This window comes from Edwardsiella hoshinae NBRC 105699 = ATCC 33379, assembly GCF_000474215.1.
GTDB lineage: Bacteria > Pseudomonadota > Gammaproteobacteria > Enterobacterales > Enterobacteriaceae > Edwardsiella > Edwardsiella hoshinae.
The window spans coordinates 24,341-46,500 of record NZ_BAUC01000004.1 but is presented as its reverse complement, the minus strand read 5'-3'; the positions used below and the strand labels follow the sequence as shown (position 1 = coordinate 46,500).

The 22,160-nt window shown below is 57.5% G+C and carries 18 protein-coding genes; 16 read left to right on the top strand and 2 right to left on the bottom strand.

Going from position 1 to position 22,160, the window contains the following annotated elements; genetic code table 11:
• Window positions 1–6 precede the first annotated feature (6 nt).
• Entirely contained in the window at window positions 7–864 is an 858-nt protein-coding gene (gene focA / locus EHO01S_RS01810) for a formate transporter FocA (RefSeq protein ID WP_035370173.1), read from the bottom strand.
• Window positions 865–1,261: 397 nt separating this feature from the next.
• Window positions 1,262–3,022, bottom strand: a complete 1,761-nt coding sequence (gene ycaO / locus EHO01S_RS01805) for a 30S ribosomal protein S12 methylthiotransferase accessory factor YcaO (RefSeq protein WP_024522347.1) — start codon at window positions 3,020–3,022, stop codon at window positions 1,262–1,264.
• 143 nt (window positions 3,023–3,165) lie between these two features.
• Here ycaO and ansB point away from each other — a divergent pair, with 143 nt between their 5' ends.
• The 16 genes from ansB to EHO01S_RS01725 all read left to right on the top strand — a co-directional run bounded on the left by ansB (window position 3,166) and on the right by EHO01S_RS01725 (window position 22,151).
• Window positions 3,166–4,212, top strand: a complete 1,047-nt coding sequence (gene ansB, locus EHO01S_RS01800) for an L-asparaginase 2 (RefSeq protein ID WP_024522346.1) — start codon at window positions 3,166–3,168, stop codon at window positions 4,210–4,212.
• A 292-nt stretch (window positions 4,213–4,504) separates the two neighbouring features.
• Entirely contained in the window at window positions 4,505–5,596 is a 1,092-nt protein-coding gene (gene serC, locus EHO01S_RS01795) for a 3-phosphoserine/phosphohydroxythreonine transaminase (RefSeq protein ID WP_024522345.1), read from the top strand.
• Between the two features lie 172 nt (window positions 5,597–5,768).
• On the top strand, window positions 5,769–7,055 hold the full coding sequence (gene aroA / locus EHO01S_RS01790; RefSeq protein ID WP_024522344.1) for a 3-phosphoshikimate 1-carboxyvinyltransferase: 1,287 nt from the start codon (window positions 5,769–5,771) through the stop codon (window positions 7,053–7,055).
• Between the two features lie 289 nt (window positions 7,056–7,344).
• Complete coding sequence (gene cmk / locus EHO01S_RS01785) at window positions 7,345–8,022, top strand: (d)CMP kinase (RefSeq protein ID WP_024522343.1); 678 nt, start codon at window positions 7,345–7,347, stop codon at window positions 8,020–8,022.
• A 224-nt stretch (window positions 8,023–8,246) separates the two neighbouring features.
• A complete protein-coding gene (rpsA, locus tag EHO01S_RS01780) occupies window positions 8,247–9,917 on the top strand; it encodes a 30S ribosomal protein S1 (protein WP_024522342.1) in 1,671 nt (556 codons plus the stop codon).
• Between the two features lie 88 nt (window positions 9,918–10,005).
• The gene (gene ihfB / locus EHO01S_RS01775; protein ID WP_024522341.1) at window positions 10,006–10,290 is read left to right on the top strand and encodes an integration host factor subunit beta; all 285 of its coding nucleotides are present in this window, start codon (window positions 10,006–10,008) and stop codon (window positions 10,288–10,290) included.
• Between the two features lie 413 nt (window positions 10,291–10,703).
• Window positions 10,704–13,019: a DNA internalization-related competence protein ComEC/Rec2 gene (locus EHO01S_RS01770; protein WP_232238231.1), complete on the top strand. Its 2,316-nt coding sequence runs from the start codon at window positions 10,704–10,706 to the stop codon at window positions 13,017–13,019.
• Between the two features lie 36 nt (window positions 13,020–13,055).
• Window positions 13,056–14,810, top strand: coding sequence for a lipid A ABC transporter ATP-binding protein/permease MsbA (msbA, locus tag EHO01S_RS01765; protein WP_024522339.1), 1,755 nt, complete (start codon window positions 13,056–13,058; stop codon window positions 14,808–14,810).
• Window positions 14,807–15,802, top strand: coding sequence for a tetraacyldisaccharide 4'-kinase (gene lpxK, locus EHO01S_RS01760; RefSeq protein WP_024522338.1), 996 nt, complete (start codon window positions 14,807–14,809; stop codon window positions 15,800–15,802). The genes msbA and lpxK overlap by 4 nt, the downstream gene beginning before the upstream one ends.
• 309 nt (window positions 15,803–16,111) lie before the next feature.
• Window positions 16,112–16,321, top strand: coding sequence for a transcription antiterminator/RNA stability regulator CspE (gene cspE / locus EHO01S_RS01755; protein WP_005296986.1), 210 nt, complete (start codon window positions 16,112–16,114; stop codon window positions 16,319–16,321).
• Window positions 16,322–16,531: 210 nt separating this feature from the next.
• Window positions 16,532–16,741, top strand: a complete 210-nt coding sequence (locus EHO01S_RS01750) for a cold-shock protein (RefSeq protein ID WP_005287486.1) — start codon at window positions 16,532–16,534, stop codon at window positions 16,739–16,741.
• Between the two features lie 272 nt (window positions 16,742–17,013).
• Window positions 17,014–17,190, top strand: coding sequence for a Trm112 family protein (locus EHO01S_RS18050; protein ID WP_071990985.1), 177 nt, complete (start codon window positions 17,014–17,016; stop codon window positions 17,188–17,190).
• On the top strand, window positions 17,190–17,942 hold the full coding sequence (kdsB, locus tag EHO01S_RS01740; protein ID WP_024522337.1) for a 3-deoxy-manno-octulosonate cytidylyltransferase: 753 nt from the start codon (window positions 17,190–17,192) through the stop codon (window positions 17,940–17,942). The genes EHO01S_RS18050 and kdsB overlap by 1 nt, the downstream gene beginning before the upstream one ends.
• 122 nt (window positions 17,943–18,064) lie before the next feature.
• On the top strand, window positions 18,065–18,958 hold the full coding sequence (locus EHO01S_RS01735; protein WP_024522336.1) for a YcbJ family phosphotransferase: 894 nt from the start codon (window positions 18,065–18,067) through the stop codon (window positions 18,956–18,958).
• A 369-nt stretch (window positions 18,959–19,327) separates the two neighbouring features.
• On the top strand, window positions 19,328–20,734 hold the full coding sequence (locus EHO01S_RS01730; protein ID WP_024522335.1) for a nucleobase:cation symporter-2 family protein: 1,407 nt from the start codon (window positions 19,328–19,330) through the stop codon (window positions 20,732–20,734).
• Between the two features lie 46 nt (window positions 20,735–20,780).
• Window positions 20,781–22,151: an 8-oxoguanine deaminase gene (locus EHO01S_RS01725; protein WP_024522334.1), complete on the top strand. Its 1,371-nt coding sequence runs from the start codon at window positions 20,781–20,783 to the stop codon at window positions 22,149–22,151.
• The last annotated feature ends 9 nt before the right edge of the window (window positions 22,152–22,160 follow it).

Genomic DNA, 22,160 nt, shown 5'->3' with positions numbered 1-22,160 from the left:
TGACGATTAATGCTTGTCGCCACCGCGTAGATAAATTACCCAGTATGTCAGACCTACCAGCAGGCCACCGCCGAGGATATTCCCGATGGTGACCGGGATCAGGTTGGCGGTAATAAAATTACTGACTGTCAGGTTTGAAAACTGTTCCGGTGCAGCGCCGACGGCTTGCCAGAACTCCGGCGTTGCAAAATTTTTGATTACAATCCCTAACGGGATCATGAACATGTTGGCGATACTGTGCTCGAATCCACTGGCAACGAACATCGCCACCGGTAATACCATAGCGAACATTTTATCCATCAGGCTGCGACCGGAGTAACTCATCCATACGGCCAGACAGACCATCAGGTTAGCTAAGATGCCTAGGCAGACGGCTTCGATAAAGGTATGGTGCACCTTATGATCGGCGGTCTTGAGCACGTTCAGTCCCCAAGCGCCGTTCGCCACCATATATTCACCGGCAAACCACATGAGGGCGACAAAGAACAACGCGCCGATCAAGTTGCCGAAATAGACATTCAGCCAGTTTAACCCTAACTGACGCCAGGTAACGCGGCCGCTGGCTTTGGCGACCACAATCAGTACCGTCGAAGTAAACAGGTCGGCGCCACAGACGACAACCAACATCAGACCGAGCGAAAAGCAGATCCCCCCGACCAGCTTGGCGAGGCCAAACGGTACGGCGGCGGTCCCGGTCGTCACGGTGATGTAAAAGGTGAAGGCGATAGAAATGAAGACGCCAGCGGTGATCGCTAAATAAAAGGTTTTTAGCGGATGCTTTGTGGCTTTATAGACACCGGCATCTTCGGCCACTTTGGCCATGGCTGCGGGTAGAAGTAGGTCAAAGGGGTTGTCAGCTTTCACACTAACTCTCTCTTAAGATTAATCAGCGCCGTGATACTAGCAAAGCAGTATACGGCAAAAATTGACATGGATCATGTCTAGCAGCGGTGGACGTGGCAAAAACACCCCAAAAACAGAGGGTTAATACTAAAACCCATTGAATTAAAAAGGGAAAATTTTTTTTAATTTTTACGCTATGAGTTGAAAAAAACGCGTATCAAGGGAGAGAGAAAAGCATCAATATCGTTATAGAGGTAATCCTGGTGTGTGATGATTGTTTTTGTTGTTTCAATATTGTATTGGATGTGACTGCGCTGTTAATCGTTAACCTGGGTTATGACCCGATGTCGTCTAGGATAGGGGGCTTGCCGTGCGCTGTAAACCGCCCCCCGGCGGTCGCGGGGGCGGTTGCTGTATATCAGTCTTGCCAGAAGCGGCGTTTGGCTTGCTGCAATTTATCGTAGGCGGCCAACATGGCGCGATGGGCCGGCAGGGTGGTGAAGTCGTCATCTATCGCCGTCAGGCCGTAGAAGCGTTGCTCGCCGTTCAGACTCGCCAGCGCAGCCTCCAGCGTCTGCTCGCCGTACAGGCGGCGAAAGGCGTCCATATATTGGTCGGGATCGCGTTCCTCTTCCATCGCCAGCAACAGTAGGGTATGCAGGCAGCGATAGAAAGCAGCACGTTGTGGGCTAAATACCGAGGCATTGAACTCTTGGGTCCACTCCGTCCAAGTCAGCGCTTGCTCCAGATCGCCGCCCGCCAGGGCCAGTAAGGCCTTCAGCTCACCGACCCGCAGGGTAGACCAGGCACTATCGCTGTCGCAGACGATGCCCAGCAGCTCACGCACCCGGGTAAAGTCGTCCAGCCCTTCTTCATCCAGGCGGGCCAGCAACGCCAGGTATTGCTCCTCGTCCCATGCGCTTGCCGGCAGTTGCAACAGGGTGGTACGCAAGGCGGCCCCCATATTGTTGTTGGCCAGCAACAGATCTTCCGCCGGATAGATATCGGACATACCCGGCGCCAGGATGCGGCAGGCATAGACGCCCAAATGTGCGTAATCGGCGATATAAATCTCTTGCCCCTCGCGGGCGAACAGATCCATCAGCGTGGCGAATTCTTGCTCACTGTTGCCGCTAAAGTTCCAGTCGACGAAGGGATAGTCGGCGTCGGACTTGAACAGATCCCAAGAGATGCTGCCGCTGGAGTCGATGAAGTGCGTTTCTAGATTCGTGTGATCGGCAACCTCTTCGTCGTCGAAGGTAGGGGCGGCGAACACATCCAGATCTTTCAGGCTACGGCCCTGCAACAGTTCGGTGACGGTGCGCTCTAGCGCGACGCCGAAGTCGGGATGGGCACCGAAGGAGGCGAAGCAGGTGCCGTTGGCCGGGTTAAGCAACACTACGCAGATCACCGGGTAACGACCGCCCAGGGAGGCATCATAGGCCAGGATGGGAAAGCCTTCACGCTCCAGGGTGGCGATCGCTTCGACCACCTGGGGATAGCGTGCCAGCACCGCCTCAGGGATCGCCGGTAGGCTGATGGCCTCGGCAATGATACGGTTTTTCACGTAGCGTTCGAAGATCTCGGACAACGCCTGTACGCGGGCCTCGTTCGGCGTGTTACCGGCAGACATGCCGTTGGAGACGTACAGATTGCCGATGATATTGACGGGAATGTAGACCGTGGCCGCGTCGGATTGACGGGTGAAGGGCAGGGCGCAGATACCGCGCTCAGCGTTAGCCGATTGCAGATCGATCAGATCGCGGGCGGCCAGATCACCAGCAGGATCGTAGAACGCGCGTAGATCATTATCCAGTAATCCGGCGGGCAGGCTGCCGTCCTGCGGCAGCGGGAACCAGCGTTCGTTTGGGTAGTGAACGAAATCGCCGTCGGCGATTGACTTGCCGAGATAAAAGTCGGCGAAGAAGTAGTTGGTCGATAAGCGCTCAAAGTATTCGCCCAGCGCTGAGGCTAGAGCAGCTTTTTGACTGGCGCCCTTACCATTGGTGAAACACTGTGGGCAATCGCGGTCACGGATGTGCACCGACCAGACGTGCGGAACCGGATTCAGCCAGCTGGCCTCTTCTATATTAAAGCCCAGCGCTTGCAGTTGTTGCTGAAAGCGGCTGATCGAATCTTCCAGCGCGGCGTCTTTGCCGGGGATAAAGGTCTGTGTCATTTATGTCACTTTGTGCAGGGGTCAAAAGCGCATGATACGTTTTTTTAGCCTATTCCTCCACGTATTCCCTATGTCTGCCTGATGTCACATTTTTTGTATGGATAAAATAGATAATTCATGCAGTTAACATAAGGAGAATAGGGATGAAGTTAATCAAGGTTAGCCTGTTGGCATTATTGGTTTCCGGTTTTAGCGGTGCCGCGCTGGCGTTGCCGAACATCACGGTGCTGGCGACGGGCGGGACGATCGCCGGCGGCGGCGACTCGGCCACCAAGTCCAATTACACGGCGGGTAAGGTGGGCGTTGAGGCGTTGGTCGATGCGGTACCGCAACTGAAGAACATCGCTAACATTAAGGGTGAACAGCTGGTCAACATCGGCTCCCAGGACATGAATGACCAGGTCTGGTTGAAACTGGCGAAGAAGATCAACGCCGAATGCAGCAAGACCGATGGCTTCGTCATCACCCATGGCACCGATACCATGGAAGAGACCGCCTATTTCCTCGATTTGACGGTGAAGTGCGATAAGCCAGTGGTGTTGGTCGGCGCGATGCGTCCCTCGACGGCGATGAGCGCCGATGGTCCGTTTAACCTGTACAACGCGGTGATCACGGCCGCCGATCCGGCATCGGCCAATCGCGGTGTGCTGGTGGCGATGAACGATACGGTGCTGGATGCGCGCGATGTCACCAAGACCAATACCACCGGCGTCGAGACCTTCAAGTCCGTCAACTATGGCCCGTTGGGTTATATCCACAACGGTAAGATCGACTACCAGCGTGCGCCGGAGCGCAAGCATACTACCCAGACCCCCTTCGACATCAGTAAGCTGACCTCGCTGCCGAAAGTCGGCATTGTCTATAACTATGCTAATGCCAGCGCCTTGCCAGTTGATGCGTTAGTCAAGGATGGTTATCAAGGGATCGTCAGCGCCGGTGTTGGTAATGGCAATATGTATAAGACGGTATTCGATGCGCTGGCTAATGCCGCGCACGATGGTGTAGCGGTAGTGCGCTCTTCGCGCGTACCGACCGGGGCGACGACACAAGATGCTGAGGTTGACGATGCCAAGTATGGCTTTATCGCCTCCGGCACCCTGAATCCGCAGAAGGCGCGTATCCTGCTGCAACTGGCGCTGACGGAAACCAAGAATCCGCAGCAGATCCAGCAGATCTTTAATACGTATTGATCACGCGGCGGTGATCTGTCCGGGGGACGTCAGTCCCCCGTCGTTGCATTTGTGGTTCAGCAACGTCCCGGTGCCGGGCATTGCGTCTGCCCACCTTTCCCGTTTTGACTATCCTTTACTCGTGGGCCGCCCGGCGCAAGGTCGGTAACGGCGTGTCGGGCTTGGCACCATTGCCGACGGTGTGATGGGGACAGCGGGTGATAACCGTTGCGGCCTCTGTCTAGCGGTGATACAACCAACTATCTGTTAACTAAACACCTGCGGGTGAACTTGAGCGAGAGCGGTGAGGGAGATGACACAGGTTTATAATTTCAGCGCCGGACCAGCGATGCTGCCGGTAGAGGTGTTGCGCCGGGCCGAACAGGAGTTGTGCAATTGGCATGGTCTGGGCACTTCGGTAATGGAGATCAGTCACCGGGGCAAGGCGTTTATGCAGGTGGCGGCCGAGGCTGAGCAGGATCTGCGCGACTTGCTGAAGGTTCCGGCTGATTACCGCATCCTGTTCTGTCACGGTGGGGCGCGCGGGCAGTTCGCCGCGGTACCGCTCAACCTACTGGGCGCTGAGCGTACAGCTCGGGCGGAATACGTCGTCGGAGGCTATTGGGCGCAGAGTGCGGCGAAAGAGGCGAGTAAGTATTGCGATCCCCATATCCAGGATATTGCCTGCCGTATCGATGGCAAGTTAGCGATGAAGCCGATGGCTGAATGGACGCTACGGGATGGCAGCGCCTACCTGCACTACTGTCCGAACGAGACCATCGATGGCGTGGTCATCGATGAGGAACCTGACTTCGGCGACCGGGTGGTGGTGGCCGACATGTCCTCGGTGATCCTCTCGCGGCCTATCGACGTCAGTCGCTATGGTCTGATCTACGCCGGGGCACAGAAGAACGTCGGCCCGGCCGGCATCACGTTGGTGATTGTGCGCGAAGATCTGTTGGGACGCGCGCGGCGCGAGGTGCCGTCGATCCTCGACTACCAGGTGTTGGCGGAGAATGGTTCGATGTACAACACCCCTCCCACCTTTGCCTGGTATCTTTCCGGCATGGTGTTCAAATGGCTCAAGGAGCAAGGGGGACTGGGCGAGATGGCGCGTCGCAATCAGGCTAAGGCCGATCTGCTGTATCGCGCCATCGATGGCAGCGACTTTTACCGCAACGACGTGGCGCCGGCCAACCGCTCGCGCATGAATGTGCCGTTCCAGATGGCCGACAGTGCCCTGGACCCGCTATTTTGGGACGAGGCACAGCAGGCCGGGTTACATGCCCTCAAGGGGCATAAAGTAGCCGGTGGGATGCGAGCCTCTATCTATAACGCGATGCCGTTAGCCGGTGTGCAGGCCTTGGTCGACTTTATGGCCGATTTCGCTCGTCGTCACGGTTAATAGCGGCGCGGCGTGCGCCATCGCCAGTAACCGCTAACCCCGCGATGCGGGGTTTTTTTATGGCGGTGTTTTTAGATGACAGTCGGCGCTAAACACGGTACAAAAATAACCTCATCCCGTTACAGTGTGCCGCCATGATGGCGGCACCGTTTTTCCCCAGGAGTGATTTAGCATGCCGTCCGCCCTGACCTTGAGTCCCATCCGTCGCTTTGCTGGCGAGATCAATCTTCCCGGTTCGAAGAGTGTTTCCAACCGCGCCTTACTGCTGGCGGCACAGGCCCGTGGCGTGACTCGGCTCCATAATCTGCTCGACAGTGACGACGTGCGTTACATGCTCGATGCCCTGAAAGCGTTAGGCGTGCGTTATCAACTCTCCGACTGCCGTACTCGCTGCGAGGTACAGGGCCTGGCGGGGAGCTTGCCAGCCGATGGCGCACTGTCCCTATTCCTCGGGAACGCCGGCACGGCGATGCGCCCACTGACGGCGGCGCTTAGCCTGGGGCAGCGTGAGGTGATCCTCACTGGTGAGCCTCGAATGAAGGAGCGGCCTATCGCCCATCTGGTGACGGCCTTGCGTCAGGGGGGGGCGCAGATCGATTACCTGGAGGGAGAGGGCTACCCGCCGCTGCGCCTACGTGGCGGTTTTGGTGGCGGTCAGATCGCGGTCGACGGCTCGGTCTCCAGTCAGTTTCTGACCGCGTTGCTGATGGCGGCGCCGTTAGCGGCGCAGGATAGCGTCATCACCATTCTGGGCGAGTTGGTCTCTAAACCCTATATCGATATCACCTTGGCAATGATGCGGGCCTTCGGTGTGACGGTGGAAAACCAGGCCTATCAGCGCTTTGTCGTCCGTGGCGGACAGTCTTATCAGGCACCGGGCGACTACCTGGTGGAAGGGGATGCCTCTTCGGCCTCTTACTTCCTGGCCGGAGCCGCCATTGCTGGTGGTACGGTGCGGGTGACGGGGATCGGCCGTCATAGTATGCAGGGCGACATCCGTTTCGCCGATGTACTGGCGAAGATGGGGGCGCACATCGAGTGGGGCGACGATTATATCGCCTGCCGCCGTGAGCGGCTGCATGGCATCGACATGGACATGAACGCCATCCCTGATGCGGCGATGACCATCGCCACTACCGCGCTGTTTGCCGAGGGGCCGACCACCCTGCGCAATATCTATAACTGGCGGGTGAAGGAGACCGATCGTCTAGCGGCGATGGCCTGCGAGCTACGAAAAGTGGGCGCGCAGGTGGAGGAGGGGCCAGACTTCCTGCGTATTGAACCGCCAGCCCAGTTGCAGGCGGCGCAGATAGCCACCTATAACGATCACCGCATGGCGATGTGTTTTTCACTGGTGGCGCTTTCCGATACGCCGGTAACCATCTGCGATCCAGGCTGTACTGCGAAGACCTTCCCCGATTACTTCAGTCAATTCGCCGCGCTGTGTCATCCGCGCTAATCGCAGATCAGCCAATCATTTTTTTCACTCGCCAGCCCGCTTAGCGCGCTGGCTTTTTCGTCTTGGCCTACCATTTACAATCGTTTGGCGCTGTCGCGCCGGAGGCGTGCTAACGCCAGTTTTTCCAGCAACCGTCGCAGCCGAGGGTAACAGTTCGCCCGTCGTCAGCGTATAATGCGCCCGGGATCATGGTCGAGTGTGGTGTGGCATGGGGAGATATGCGTCACCATCCCACAATACGCTTTCCCCGGTTTGTGTGACTGGGGGTTCCAATTGAGAGGAGACAAGAATGACGGCGATAGTTCCGGTCATTACCGTAGATGGGCCAAGCGGCGCAGGAAAAGGGACGCTATGTAAGGCGTTGGCGCAGGCCTTTGGCTGGCATTTACTCGACTCCGGTGCGATTTACCGCGTGCTGGCGCTGGCGGCGCTGCATCATCAGGTAGATATTGATTCAGAGGAGGCGCTGGTGCCTCTGGCGGCGCACTTGGATGTGCGTTTCGACGCCAGCCAAGGGGAGTTGCGTGTGGTGCTGGAAGGGGAGGATGTCAGCACGGCGATCCGTACCGAAACGGTCGGTAATACCGCGTCGCGGGCGGCCGCTTTCCCGCGGGTGCGTGAGGCGCTGCTGCGCCGCCAACGTGCCTTTCGCGAGGCGCCGGGACTGATCGCCGATGGTCGCGACATGGGGACGGTGGTCTTCCCCGATGCGCCGGTGAAGATCTTCCTCGATGCCAGTGCCGAAGAACGTGCTCGTCGCCGGATGTTGCAGTTGCAGCAGAAGGGTTTTGATGTTAACTTTGAAAGTCTTTTGGCTGAAATTAAAGAGCGTGATTTCCGCGATCGTAACCGCGCCGTGGCACCGTTGGTGCCCGCAGCGGAGGCGTTACTGCTCGACTCGACGGCGATGTCTATCGATGAGGTAATTGCGCAGGCATTGGCCCATGCACGCCAGCATCTGGCGTAAACGGGTATTCGTAGCGATCCGGCATTGTCAGCAGCACTAGCCGTCAACGGGAAAATTTTGCTCGTGGCCTATTGTTGTTATTGATAAATTGTTCGTTTAGCTGTGAAAAACGTTGTATAATTAGTACCCCTCGTCGCGATGGAATGTAGCGAGGTATGTTAAACAACCCCGTCTGGCCGGATGCCGGATGGACGTTCAATTAAAGAATCCTGAAGATTATCAACATGACTGAATCTTTTGCTCAACTCTTTGAAGAATCCCTGAAAGAAATCGAAACCCGCCCGGGTTCCATCGTTCGTGGCGTTGTTGTTGCTATCGACAAAGACGTCGTACTGGTTGACGCCGGTCTGAAGTCCGAGTCTGCCATTCCGGCCGAGCAGTTCAAAAACGCACAGGGCGAACTGGAAATCGCGGTAGGCGACGAAGTTGATGTGGCTCTGGATGCAGTAGAAGACGGCTTCGGCGAAACTCAGCTGTCCCGCGAGAAGGCTAAGCGTCACGAAGCTTGGCTGATGCTGGAAAAAGCTTACGAAGACGCTGCCACTGTTACCGGTGTGATCAACGGTAAAGTGAAGGGTGGCTTCACTGTAGAGCTGAACGGTATCCGTGCGTTCCTGCCGGGCTCCCTGGTAGACGTGCGTCCGGTGCGTGACACTCTGCACCTGGAAGGCAAAGAGCTTGAGTTTAAAGTTATCAAGCTGGACCAGAAGCGCAACAACGTTGTAGTTTCTCGTCGTGCTGTCATCGAGTCTGAAAACAGCGCAGAACGCGATCAGCTGCTGGAAAACCTGCAAGAAGGCATGGAAGTTAAAGGTATCGTTAAGAACCTCACTGACTACGGTGCATTCGTTGATCTGGGCGGCGTTGACGGCCTGCTGCACATCACTGACATGGCTTGGAAGCGCGTTAAGCATCCGAGCGAAATCGTCAACGTTGGCGATGAAATCACCGTTAAGGTGCTGAAGTTCGACCGCGAGCGTACCCGTGTATCTCTGGGCCTGAAGCAACTGGGCGAAGATCCGTGGGTCGCTATCGCTAAGCGTTATCCGGAAGGAACCAAACTGACCGGTCGCGTGACCAACCTGACCGATTACGGCTGCTTCGTTGAAATCGAAGAAGGCGTTGAAGGCCTGGTTCACGTATCCGAAATGGATTGGACCAACAAGAACATCCACCCGTCCAAAGTTGTTAACGTAGGCGACGTCGTGGAAGTGATGGTTCTGGATATCGACGAAGAGCGTCGTCGTATCTCCCTGGGTCTGAAGCAGTGCAAAGCCAACCCGTGGCAGCAGTTCGCTGAAACCCACAACAAGGGTGATCGCGTTGAAGGTAAGATCAAGTCAATCACTGACTTCGGTATCTTCATCGGTCTGGAAGGCGGCATCGATGGTCTGGTGCACCTGTCTGACATCTCCTGGAACGTGGCTGGCGAAGAAGCCGTTCGCGAATACAAGAAGGGTGATGAAATCGCTGCCGTTGTTCTGCAGGTCGATGCAGAGCGTGAGCGTATCTCCCTGGGCGTTAAGCAACTGGCGGAAGATCCGTTCAACAACTACATCTCTCTGAACAAGAAAGGTGCGATTGTTACTGGTAAAGTCACCGCAGTTGACGCGAAAGGTGCTACAGTTGAATTAGCTGATGGCGTAGAAGGCTATCTGCGTGCTTCTGAAGCTTCCCGCGACCGCGTTGAAGATGCGACTCTGGTTCTGAACGTTGGCGACGAAGTTGAAGCTAAGTTCACTGGCGTTGATCGCAAGAACCGCGTTGTAAGCCTGTCTGTCCGTGCTAAAGACGAAGCTGAAGAGAAAGATGCCATGGCTGCCGTAAACAGCCAGGACGATGCAAACTTCTCTAACGCAATGGCTGAAGCATTCAAAGCAGCTAAAGGCGAATAATGATGAGGGCGGCGTAACGCCGCCCTGTAACGGTAGTTAAGCTGCATCGTGCGTTCTCCTTTCAGGGGAGACACAGCTTGGAGGATATATGACCAAGTCAGAACTCATTGAAAGACTTGCCAGTCAGCAACCCCATCTGCCTGCTAAGGCCGTTGAGGATGCGGTAAAAGAGATGCTGGAGCACATGGCCGCCACATTGGCCGAGGGTGAACGCATTGAGATCCGTGGTTTTGGCAGTTTTTCACTTCACTACCGTGCTCCCCGGATCGGTCGTAATCCGAAAACCGGCGAAAAGGTGGAGCTGGAAGGTAAATACGTTCCCCACTTCAAGCCGGGTAAAGAGTTACGCGATCGGGCAAACATCTACGCTTGATTGCCAATCGAATCGATTAAAATGGCGCCTTACGGCGCCATTTTTCTATTTTGCGTGCTCCTCCTTTCTGCGCATTCCGCACCGGTTTTAACGCCATCGTCCCTTTGGCACGCTATACCATATCCCTCGTGCGGGGGCGCGTGCCCGCGAATGCGCCGCCACTTGCTTGCTTTCATCCGGTTTTCTTCTTTCCTTTCGGTTGCGATGTCAGTCGATACCGGCGAGTCACTGTGGGAGAAGGCCGCAAGTCTTAGCCATAGTGTACGGTGTGTGTGAAACGCCTCGCCCCGCACACGTTGGCTGGCGCTCATTCAGCGTCACGTCGGGACGCCCTTCGTAATACGATGCCGTGCTGGTGTGTATAGCGTATTCTTGCTGCGTTGTGCTGCTCAAGTTAGCGTAACGAGGGCGTTATGACGTCGCGTGCGGGTGCACAATGCGCTTTTGCACGGGAGGCGGCGATGGGGGGAGCAACGGCGTTAGGTTATCTGGCGGCAGGCATGTTACCGTTACTTTGGTTAGCGACGTTGCCCACGCGTTGGCTGTCGCTAGTGCTGCTACTCTTGGGATTGGCCGCCGCCTGTTGGCATCACCCGTGGCTACTCCGTCTGGGCTTACTGTGCTTAGGGCTACTCTGGGGTAGCGAACGGGCGCAGTTGGCGTTACAACCATTGGTGTATGCCGACCGCCAGGCAACGTTAGAGGGACGGATTGAGACACCCTACTTAGGCGAGCAGATGCCTCGTCGCGCACTTTACCTGTGGGTAACGCGCCTTGATGGGCAGGCGATCGCGCCATTTCGTCTACGGCTGTATTGGAACACGGTGCGTTTCCCCTATGCCGCCGGGCAACGCTGGCGCATTACGGCGACACTGCGGGCGTCACATGGCTCGCTCAATCCGGCGGGGTTCGATCGACAACGCCAGCAGTTGGCGCAGGGCGTGGTGTTAAGTGCAACGCCTCGTCATTATCAGCGTCTCGATGCCCGTCGTTCGCTACGCCAGCGCGCCATCGATTTGGCCCGTGCGCGTGGGGAGACGCATCCCGCTTTCCCGCTGTTATTGGCGTTGCTGTATGGCGAGCGCGGGCGTTTGACGAGCGAGCAGCAGGCGTTGTTGCGTCATAGCGGTATTCTGCATCTGCTGGCGATCTCGGGGCTGCATATCGCCTTGGCTGCCGGTTTGGCGAGGGCCCTCTGGCGGCTGGGCAGCCTCGGATTGCCGTTGCGCTGGCAGACGCCACGCCCAGCGCTGCTTTTCGCGTTGTGCACCGCATGGGGGTATGCCTGGCTGGCCGGTCTGTCGCCGCCGACGTTGCGCGCCGCATTGATGGTGACGCTGTATCTGATCGGGCGCTGGCGGGGGCACTGGGTGGCACCACGCGACATCTTGGCTATGACGCTGGTCTTGACGTTATTGCTTGAACCGCTGTTGCTGCTGTCCAGCGCATTATGGTTATCGCTGGGCGCGGTGGCCGCCTTGCTGCTGTGGCACGAGGGGTGGCCGTTTCACCCGCATTGGCGTTGGCCGTGGTGTAACGCGATTGGGCGATTGTTACACCTACAACTGGGGTTATTATTGCTGTTGACGCCGCTCCAGTTGCTGTTATTCCACGGCCTCAGTTGGAGTGGGCCGCTGGTCAATCTCCTGGCGATTCCATTGGTGTCATTGGCGGTGATGCCACTGGCGTTGGCGGGATTGATACTGACGCTACTAGGGGCACCGGCGCTTGGCAGTGGCGCATGGCAGGCGGCGTTGTGGCTATTAGAGCGGCTATTGGCTCTGTTATCCTGGCTACCTGATGGCTGGCTCTTCCTTTCCGAAACAGCGCTGATGGGCGCGCTGTGGGTAGCGCTGATGGCGCTGCTGTACCCCTGGTGGCAGGGTGGGAAGGATAGCGGGCATGCACTCTTGGTGAGCCTATGCGCGCTGGCGGGCGTGTTAGCGGCGCGCGGGGATAGCACCGGATGGCGCGTGGAGATGATGGATGTCGGACATGGTCTGGCGGTTCTGATCCAGCGCCAGGGGCACGCTCTGTTGTACGATACCGGTGGGCGTTGGCCGGGGGGAGATGCAGCACGTCAGACTTTACTGCCTTATTTACGCTGGCGCGCCATTGCGTTGGATGGGATGATTATCAGCCACGCCGATAGTGACCATGCCGGCGGACGAGCGAGCCTACAGCGCGCCTATCCGCATGCTTGGGTGGCCTCGCCCGACCCCACCGATCTGCCTTGTCGTCAGGGATTACACGCCTATTGGCGCGGGCTACGTCTCGAGTTCCTCTGGCCGCCGCGCCCGGTCGCGACACCGCGCAATAATGACTCTTGTGTGCTGCGCTTGCATGGGCCGGGTGGGGCGATGCTGTTGACGGGAGACATCGAGGCTATCAGTGAGCGTGCATTGGTCGCCAGCGGCGTCCCGCTGCGTGCCGCATTGCTACAGGTACCGCATCATGGCAGCGCTACGTCGTCGTCGCCGGCCTTGTTACAGGCCGTACGGCCTGAGGTTGCCCTGGCTTCCGTCGCTCGTTACTCACCGTGGCACTTTCCGGCGCCAGCGGTACGCCAGCGTTATCGTCAGCGGGGGATCACTTGGTATGATAACGCCCACGACGGGATGATCCGCGTCGATTTTTCCGCCGCTGGCTGGCAGATCCGTGCTCAACGGCCACAAATAGATACGCGTTGGTATCATGCTTGGTTTGGCGTTGCAGAGCATAACGGGTAAAATAATCCGCTGTTTCATTCCTAACTGGTTTATTACATGCTGCATGATAAAGATCTCTCGACCTGGCAGACCTTTCGCCGCCTGTGGCCGATGATCAACCCTTTCAAGGCCGGACTCATCGTAGCCTCGGTTGCCTTGGTGATCAACGCCGCTAGCGATGCCTACATGCTGTCGCTATTGAAGCCATTGCTGGACGATGGTTTCGGTAAGGCGGGCACCGATATCTTGAAGTGGATGCCGTTTGTCGTGATCGGCTTGATGGTGGTCCGGGGTATCTCCGGTTTCGTCTCCTCGTACTGTGTTTCCTGGGTCTCCGGCAAAGTGGTGATGAATATGCGCCGCAAGCTGTTTTCCCATATGATGGGGATGCCGGTCTCTTTCTTCGATCAGCAGTCAACCGGCACGCTGCTTTCGCGTATCACCTACGACTCTGAACAGGTGGCCTCCTCCTCATCGGGCGCGCTGATTACTGTGGTGCGCGAAGGGGCTTCGATCATCGCCTTATTCTGTCTGATGTTCTATTACAGCTGGCAGTTATCGGTGATCTTGATCGTACTGGCACCGATCGTGTCGTTTGCCATCCGCTATGTCTCTAAGCGCTTCCGTAACATCAGTAAGAACATGCAAAACTCGATGGGGCAGGTCACCGCCAGCGCCGAGCAGATGCTGAAGGGGCACAAAGAGGTGCTGATCTTTGGCGGGCAACAGGTGGAAAGCGAGCGTTTCAATAAGGTCAGTAACCACATGCGTCAGCAGAGCATGAAGATGGTGACGGCTTCGTCGATCTCCGATCCGATCATTCAGCTGATCGCCTCGTTTTCGCTGGCGTTCGTGCTGTATGCTGCCAGCTTCCCGAGTGTGATGGATACCTTGACTGCCGGTACAATCACCGTGGTGTTCTCCTCGATGATCGCCCTGATGCGTCCGCTGAAGTCGCTGACCAACGTTAACTCTCAGTTCCAACGCGGGATGGCGGCGTGCCAAACGCTGTTTTCCATTCTGGATCTGGAGCAGGAGAAAGACGAAGGGACGCGTGTATTGACTGCCGAACATGCCAAGAGTGATATCCATTTCGAACAGGTGACTTTTACCTACCAGGGGAAAGAAGTGCCGGCGCTGCGGGATATCAGTCTGACCATTCCGGCCAACAAAACGATAGCCCTGGTGGGTCGCTCTGGATCCGGTAAGTCGACGATCGCCCATTTAATGACGCGCTTCTACGACATTCAGCAGGGCAAGATCCTGATTGATGGCCACGATCTGCGTGAATATACCCTGAGTTCGCTGCGCGATCAGGTAGCATTGGTCTCGCAGAGCGTCCATCTGTTTAACGATACCATCGCCAACAACATCGCCTATGCGCGTGATCATGTCTACAGTCGTGAGCAGATTGAGCATGCGGCCCGTCTGGCTTATGCAATGGATTTTATCGATAAGATGCCACAGGGGTTGGATACCGTTATCGGTGAGAATGGCGTGATGCTGTCCGGGGGACAGCGTCAGCGTATCGCCATCGCCCGCGCGTTGTTGCGCGATTGTCCGATTCTGATCCTCGATGAAGCCACCTCAGCGCTCGATACCGAGTCGGAGCGAGCCATTCAGGCGGCGTTGGATGAGTTGCAGAAAAACCGCACTTCGCTGGTGATTGCACATCGACTGTCGACCATCGAAAGCGCTGACGAGATCTTGGTGGTAGAGGACGGTTGCATCGTGGAGCGTGGCGATCACCGCACCTTGTTGGATAAGGGGGGCGTTTACGCCCAGCTCTATCATATGCAGTTCGGCCAATGATCGCGCGTATCTGGTCTGGGCGCTCGCCGCTCTACCTGCTGCTGCTGCCTCTCTCCTGGCTGTATGGCCTGGTTGCTTGGTTACGTCGTCAAGCTTATCGGCGCGGTTGGCGCGCAGTTTGGCGTGCACCGTTGCCGGTGGTGGTGGTGGGCAACCTGACGGCAGGGGGGAACGGTAAGACACCGCTGGTGATCTGGCTGGTCGAGCAGTTGCAGCAGCGCGGCTACCGAGTCGGTGTGGTCTCACGTGGTTATGGCGGTCATGCGGCGCATTATCCGCTGCTGTTGGACAGTACGACGACCAGTCAAGAGTGCGGTGATGAACCGCTGTTGATTGCCCAGCGCACCGGTGCGCGTGTGGCGGTGGCTCCCCAACGTAGTGCGGCGGTACAGGCGTTACTGGCCCAGGAGGCGTTGGATGTGGTGATCACCGACGATGGCTTACAACACTACGCGCTGGCGCGTGACATGGAGTTGGTGGTGGTCGATGGGGTCCGTCGTTTCGGTAATGGCTGGTGGTTGCCCGCCGGGCCGATGCGCGAACGTGCTTCCCGCTTGCAGACGGTCGATGCGGTGATCGTTAACGGCGGTGAGGCACAGCCCGGTGAGATCCCGATGCTCCTGAGTGGTATGACGCTGGTCAACCTACGCAGCGGCGAACGGTGCATGGCCTCGATGCTGACGGGGGAGGTGGTGGCGATGGCCGGTATCGGCCACCCGCCACGCTTCTTCCAGACGCTGACGCAACTGGGGGTGACGCTCCAGGCGACCCATGCTTTCGCCGATCATCAGGCTTATCAGGCATCCACCCTGGCGGCGCTGACGCCTCAGGGACAGGCGTTGTTGATGACGGAGAAAGATGCGGTGAAGTGCCGCGCCTTTGCGCAAGAGAATTGGTGGTACCTCCCGGTTAGCGCCGAGTTGCCGGCGGCGCAGGGCGGGGCATTATTGGCGCGCATCGCAGAGCTGATCGCCCAACGGCGCGGTGTTTGATATGGATTGGTACGCCCCCCGCCCAGTGTCGGCGGGGGGGACATTTAGTGGCCTTATGTATCGATCGCGCGATTTTCACAGAAAAAACGTCTTGCTCAATCGTCAGCTTTATGCGTAAATGGTCTTGGCCTGTAAAACAGACCCGATTTATGTACGACATGAGAATAATGCTGTTACTCTTTTAAGACGTTATCCTTGGTGATTCCGCTTGTTCGAGAACCCTCTTCTTAGTGCCACCCATAAGTTAGTTTCTGCATTCGGCCTAACCCCCCGATGGGGCAATTTCAGTTAAAATTTAAGGTAATTCAAATGTCTAAGAAGACTGGTCAGGTAAAGTGGTTTAACGAAAGCAAAGGCTTCGGCTTTATCGAGCAGCATGACGGCGGTAAAGATGTATTCGTACATTTCTCTGCCATCACCGGTGACGGTTTCAAAACGTTGGCCGAAGGCCAGCGTGTAGAGTACACCATTCAGGACAGCCCGCGCGGGCCGGCTGCCGCCAACGTCGTCGCTCTGTAATTGTGACGCGTGACAATGCACTATCGTTAGCACGGCGACATGTTCGCTGGTGACGTGCGTTGTTCTCGAGAAAGCCCGCCTCATGGCGGGCTTTTTGTTTGATCTGTGATTCACCAAGGCTCAACGGAGTTGATAACGATAACTTGATAGAGCACGACCACCCAGCAAGGGCTCAGCCTGCGCGGGTGTAGAATAAGAAGGATAAATACAATGACATTAAAGATGGGTTTCGTGAAGTGGTATGACCCGAGTGCGGGTCTGGGTGTCATCTCCCCGCTCGATGGTGGGGATGATCTGTATGTTAGCCGCACCGCTATCGCCAGCTCACGCAATAAGCTACTGCGTGAGGGGCAACGGGTCGAGTTTTCGACGCCGCGTGGTCGCCGCAGTCAGATCGCCGAAGATGTGATCGCCTACTGATGTAGCGTGCAGCCAGCGTTTTCCCTACTCGTTTTGCCGCTGGCTGCTGATAGTCCCTCCTCCTGGCGCCGTTGCGCCGCATTTCCCCCGATGTCTGACATCCCCATTCCTGATACGTCGTGCATGCGCCTGTAGCGGCAAGAGCGTCGATTAAGGCGTCTATCGTGTGGATCATGTTGAAACGGTACCTGTCAACGGATGATAAATTCCCTCGAAGGGGGTATGCTAACGACACTTGTGGATAGCAAATTGGTAGCTAGGACCCTTTACACATGGATCACCGTTTACTCGAGATTGTTGCCTGCCCGGTCTGTAATGGAAAGCTCACGTTTGACCAAGAGCATCAGGAGCTGGTGTGTAAGATCGACCGTTTGGCCTTTCCGTTGCGTGATGGCATCCCAGTGATGCTAGAGAGTGAGGCTCGGACTTTGCCATTGGAAGAGAACTGATGAGTTTTATTGCTATTATTCCCTCGCGTTACGCCTCAACTCGCCTGCCTGGGAAACCGTTGGCCGATATCGCGGGGAAGCCGATGGTCGTACGGGTGATGGCGCAGGCTCGGGCCTCCGGTGCCAGCCGCGTGATTGTCGCGACGGATCATCCCGAGGTGCAGCAGGCCGTGTTGCAAGCCGGAGGCGAGGTGTGTATGACCCGCGCGGATCATCACTCCGGGACGGAGCGGCTGGCTGAGGTGGTGGAGCGTTGCGGTTTCGCGGACGATGACATCATCGTCAATGTGCAGGGCGATGAGCCGTTGATTCCGCCGGCGATCATTCGCCAGGTGGCGCAGAATCTGGCGCGCTGTGAGGCGGGGATGGCGACCTTGGCGGTACCGATCCATGAGGCGGCGGAGGCGTTTAATCCAAACGCGGTGAAGGTGGTGCGTGACCAGCAGGGATACGCCCTCTATTTTTCCCGCGCCACCATTCCTTGGGATCGTGAGCGTTTTGCCGTGTCACAGACGCAGATCGGCGATCATTTCTTGCGTCATATCGGTATCTACGCCTACCGGGCTGGTTTTATCCGCCGTTATGTCACTTGGGCACCCAGCGCGCTGGAGCAGATTGAGATGCTGGAGCAACTGCGTGTGTTGTGGCATGGCGAGAAGATCCACGTGGATGTCGCGTTGCAGGTGCCGGGACCCGGGGTCGATACCCCCGAGGATCTCGCGCGTGTGCGAGCCATTGTGGCGCACAGCTAAGCGGTCAAGCAGAAGAAACAGAAAAGCGTGCGATTGCACGCTTTTTTGATCTTACAGGGGGTGTGATGGGCGATTCTTGCTCATGATAGCTCAAGACGACAAGCTGAGAAGGGGGGACGGGGATGGAGGAACTGAGAGCGGAGTTGAGTGCGGCGCTGGGCGAGCCCATCGGACGAATGGAGCAGATCAGCGAGCAGCCTTATGCGTATCTGTATGCCCTCTACACCCGTCAGGGTGCGGCGATTCCGTTGGTGGCCAAGAGCTATCTGTGCGCGGGCGTAGCGCAGCAAGAAGCTTACAAGCTGTCGATGCTAGCCCGTCAGGGAACGGTACGTCTGCCGGCGGTTTTCGGTGTACTCACCACCTGCCAGGCGCCATTTCGGGAAATTCTGTTGATCGAGCGGTTGCGTGGCGTCGCCGCCGAGGCGCCAGCACGTAATATGGCGCGTTGGCAGGGGCTGAAGGAACAAATCGTCGAGGGGCTGCTGGCGTGGCATCGTATCGATAGTCACGGTTGTGTGGGGACGGTCGATAGCGTGCAGGAGAACGGCTGGCCGCAATGGTATCAGCAGCGGGTAACGGTGATTTGGTCATTGCTGGATGCGGCGCGCATGGGGCCGCTTTCGATGCCGGTACGCCAGGCATTGTTTCGTAGCCAGGCGCAACTGGACGCTTTGTTCGCCAGCTTTGACGACAGTGCGGTCTTGGTGCATGGCAACCTGACGCTACGCAGTATCCTGAAAGATAGCCGTAGCGATCAGTTGCTGGCGATGCTGAACCCCGGCATGACGCTGTGGGCGCCGCGCGAATATGATCTGTTCCGTCTCTGTGAAGATGAGCTGTCTACCGATCTACTGGCGAGTTACCTGTGTAAGGCCCCGGTCAGCGACGCCTTCATGGCGCGGCGTTGGCTTTACATGCTCTGGGAGGCGACCAATCGTTACCTGCATACCGGTGTACCGGAGCACGCGGTATTGAGCCGCGCCGCTCAGCAGTTACTTCCCTGGCTAGGCTAAGTCTGTGCACCGCCCGCGTCGCTGCGCGGGTAATCACTTTGAGCTACTCGTTGCAGAAATGATACGCCGCGCTACCACTTTGATAGCGTTGAGCAAACGTTTCACCTTGCTTCTTTTTTCATCGTCGCCATCCGTCTTTTCCCGCGGCGATAAATGTGATTCCTTCCTCAAATCTCGTTTCACTTTTACCTAACTGACGTTTTAAACGTGAAATGCGCACGTTCTGTGCATGGTGATAAAACGGTCGTCCGCCGCCGGGAGGGCGATCTACGTACCATGATCAATGCACCCAATAAATTAGGGGAAGCGTATGCCTCTCGAATCGTAGCCGGTGGTCGCCACCGCCGTGCCGTAAGGAGTGATGAGTCGATGAACGTTATCAAGAACCCACCGGCGGCCAGCATCAGCCTGCCCGCCGATGAAGTCGAACGTAAGTTACCTATCGTGCAACTTTTTACCCTGGGATTACAGCATGTGCTGGTTATGTATGCCGGGGCCGTGGCGGTGCCGCTGGTGATCGGCGGCGGTCTCGGCCTGCCCAAAGAGCAGATCGCCTTTCTGATCAGTTCCGATCTGTTCTGTTGTGGGGTGGTGACGTTATTGCAATGCCTGGGGATTGGCCGCTTCGCCGGTATCCGTTTACCGGTGATCATGTCAGTGACCTTCGCCGCCGTGACACCGCTGCTGGCCATCGGCGCCGATCCGACCATCGGTCTGACCGGGATTTTCGGTGCAACCATCGCCTCGGGGCTCTTGGCAACCTTGATGGTGCCGCTGGTTGGGCGGCTGATGCCGCTCTTCCCCAATGTGGTCACCGGGGTCGTGATCACCTCCATCGGTATCAGCATCATGCAAGTTGGCATCGATTGGGCAGCCGGCGGTAAGGGGAACCCCAACTACGGCAGTCCGATCTACCTGGGCACCTCGTTGTTGGTATTGGTGTTTATTCTGTTGGTGACCCGCTATGCCAAGGGGTTTCTCGGTAATATCTCGGTGCTGCTGGGCATCGTCTTCGGCTTTGTGCTGGCGTTGGGGATGGGCGAGGTCAACTTCAGCGGTCTGGCCGATGCCGCCTGGTTTGCGCCGATCCATCCTTTCGCCTTCGGCTGGCCGATCTTCGAGCCGATTTCGATCATCACGATGACGGTAGTCGTGCTGATCACTTTTATCGAGTCGATGGGCATGTTTTTAGCCTTAGGGGATATTGTTGGTCGCCCGGCCAAGCAGCATGACATTGTGCGTGGACTGCGGGTCGACGGCATCGGCACCGTCATCGGCGGCATGTTTAATAGCTTCCCGCACACCTCGTTCTCGCAGAACGTCGGTCTGGTCAGTGTGACCGGCGTCGCCAGTCGTTGGGTATGTGTGATGTCCGGAGGGATCTTATTGATGTTTGGTCTGATCCCCAAGATGGCGGTGGTGGTGGCCTCGGTGCCGCAGTTTGTGTTGGGCGGAGCCGGTATCGTGATGTTCGGCATGGTGTTAGCCACCGGGATCCGCATCCTTTCCCGTACCGATTTCAGCCATAACCGTTTTAACCTGTATATCGTCGCCATCAGCCTCGGGGTCGGCATGATCCCGACGGTATCACAACACTTCTTTAGTCAGTTGCCGTCTGCGCTCCAACCCTTGCTGCACAGCGGTATCCTGTTAGCTAGCGTCAGCGCGGTGGCGCTGAATCTCTTCTTCAATGGCTATCAACAGGATGAACGAATGGTAACGATGCGCGCGGAACAGCGGGCGGCTAAGCAGGATAGCCCGTCGGAAGCGTCCTAGACGCGAGCCATCGCCCGATGGCCGCCGAGTCAAAAGAGGGAAGGGTATGCACAACAAGAAAACGCTGATGATTAAGAATGCCGATCTGTTGGTCACGATGGACGATCAGCGGCGCGAGATCCGCTCCGGCTGTATGCTGATCGAGGGATGCCGCATCGTGGCGGTAGGGGGAGAGGAGCTGTTGGCGGCCAGCGCCGATGAGGAGTTGGATCTGCGCGGCCATGTGGTGATCCCGGGGATGGTTAACACGCATCACCACATGTTCCAAACCTTGACGCGCGCGCTACCCGGCGCCCAGGATGCGGAACTGTTCGACTGGTTGGAGACGCTCTACCCGGTATGGGGACGGCTGACGCCGGAGATGATCTACATCTCGGCGCAGACGGCGATGGCAGAGCTGATGTTGTCCGGCTGTACTACGTCCAGCGATCATCTCTATATTTTCCCCAATGGCTGCCGTCTGGATGACAGCATCGATGCAGCCCGCGAGATCGGCATGCGCTTCCATGCCTGCCGAGGCAGCATGAGCCGAGGGCGTAGCCGCGGCGGCCTACCGCCCGATGCGCTGGTTGAGTCGGAGGCGGCGATCTTGGAGGACTCACAGCGTCTAATTGAAAGCTACCATGATGCGGCGCGGTTCAGCATGTTACGCATCGCGCTAGCCCCTTGTTCGCCCTTCTCCGTCAGTCGCGAGTTGATGAAGCGGAGCGCCGAGCTGGCGCGGCGCTACGGCGTCTCGTTGCATACGCATCTGGCGGAAAACGACAATGACATCAGCTACAGTCAACGCCATTTCGGCATGACCCCGGCGGAGTATGTGCGCGATTTGGGCTGGACGGGGCCGGACGTCTGGCATGCGCACTGCGTCAAACTCGACCCGGAGGGGATCGCGTTATTCGCACGCACTCAGACTGGCGTGGCCCATTGCCCTTGCTCCAACATGCGATTAGCCTCGGGTATTGCACCGATCCGCCAGATGGTGGATGCCAGCGTACCGGTCGGCATCGGGGTAGATGGCTCGGCGTCCAACGATGGTGGCTCGTTGTTGGCGGAGGTGCGTCAGGCGATGCTATTACAGCGCGTCGCCAGTGGGCCGCAGGCGATGAGCGCACGCGAGGCGCTATGGTTGGCGACGCGAGGGGGAGCCCAGATCCTTAATCGCGATGACATCGGGTGTCTGGCCCCGGAGATGGCGGCGGACTTTGTCGCCTTCGATCTGCGTGGCTTGGGGACGGCCGGCGCACGTCACGATCCCCTGGCGGCACTGCTATTCTGTAACCCTGGCAATGTAGCGCTCAGCGTGATCAATGGCCGAGTGGTGATCCGCGATGGACAGTTGCAGACCATCGATCTGCCGCAGGTGATCGCTAAGCATAATCGCTTGAGTACGTTGCTGCTACACCCCCATGCGCTGTAATGCGCCTCC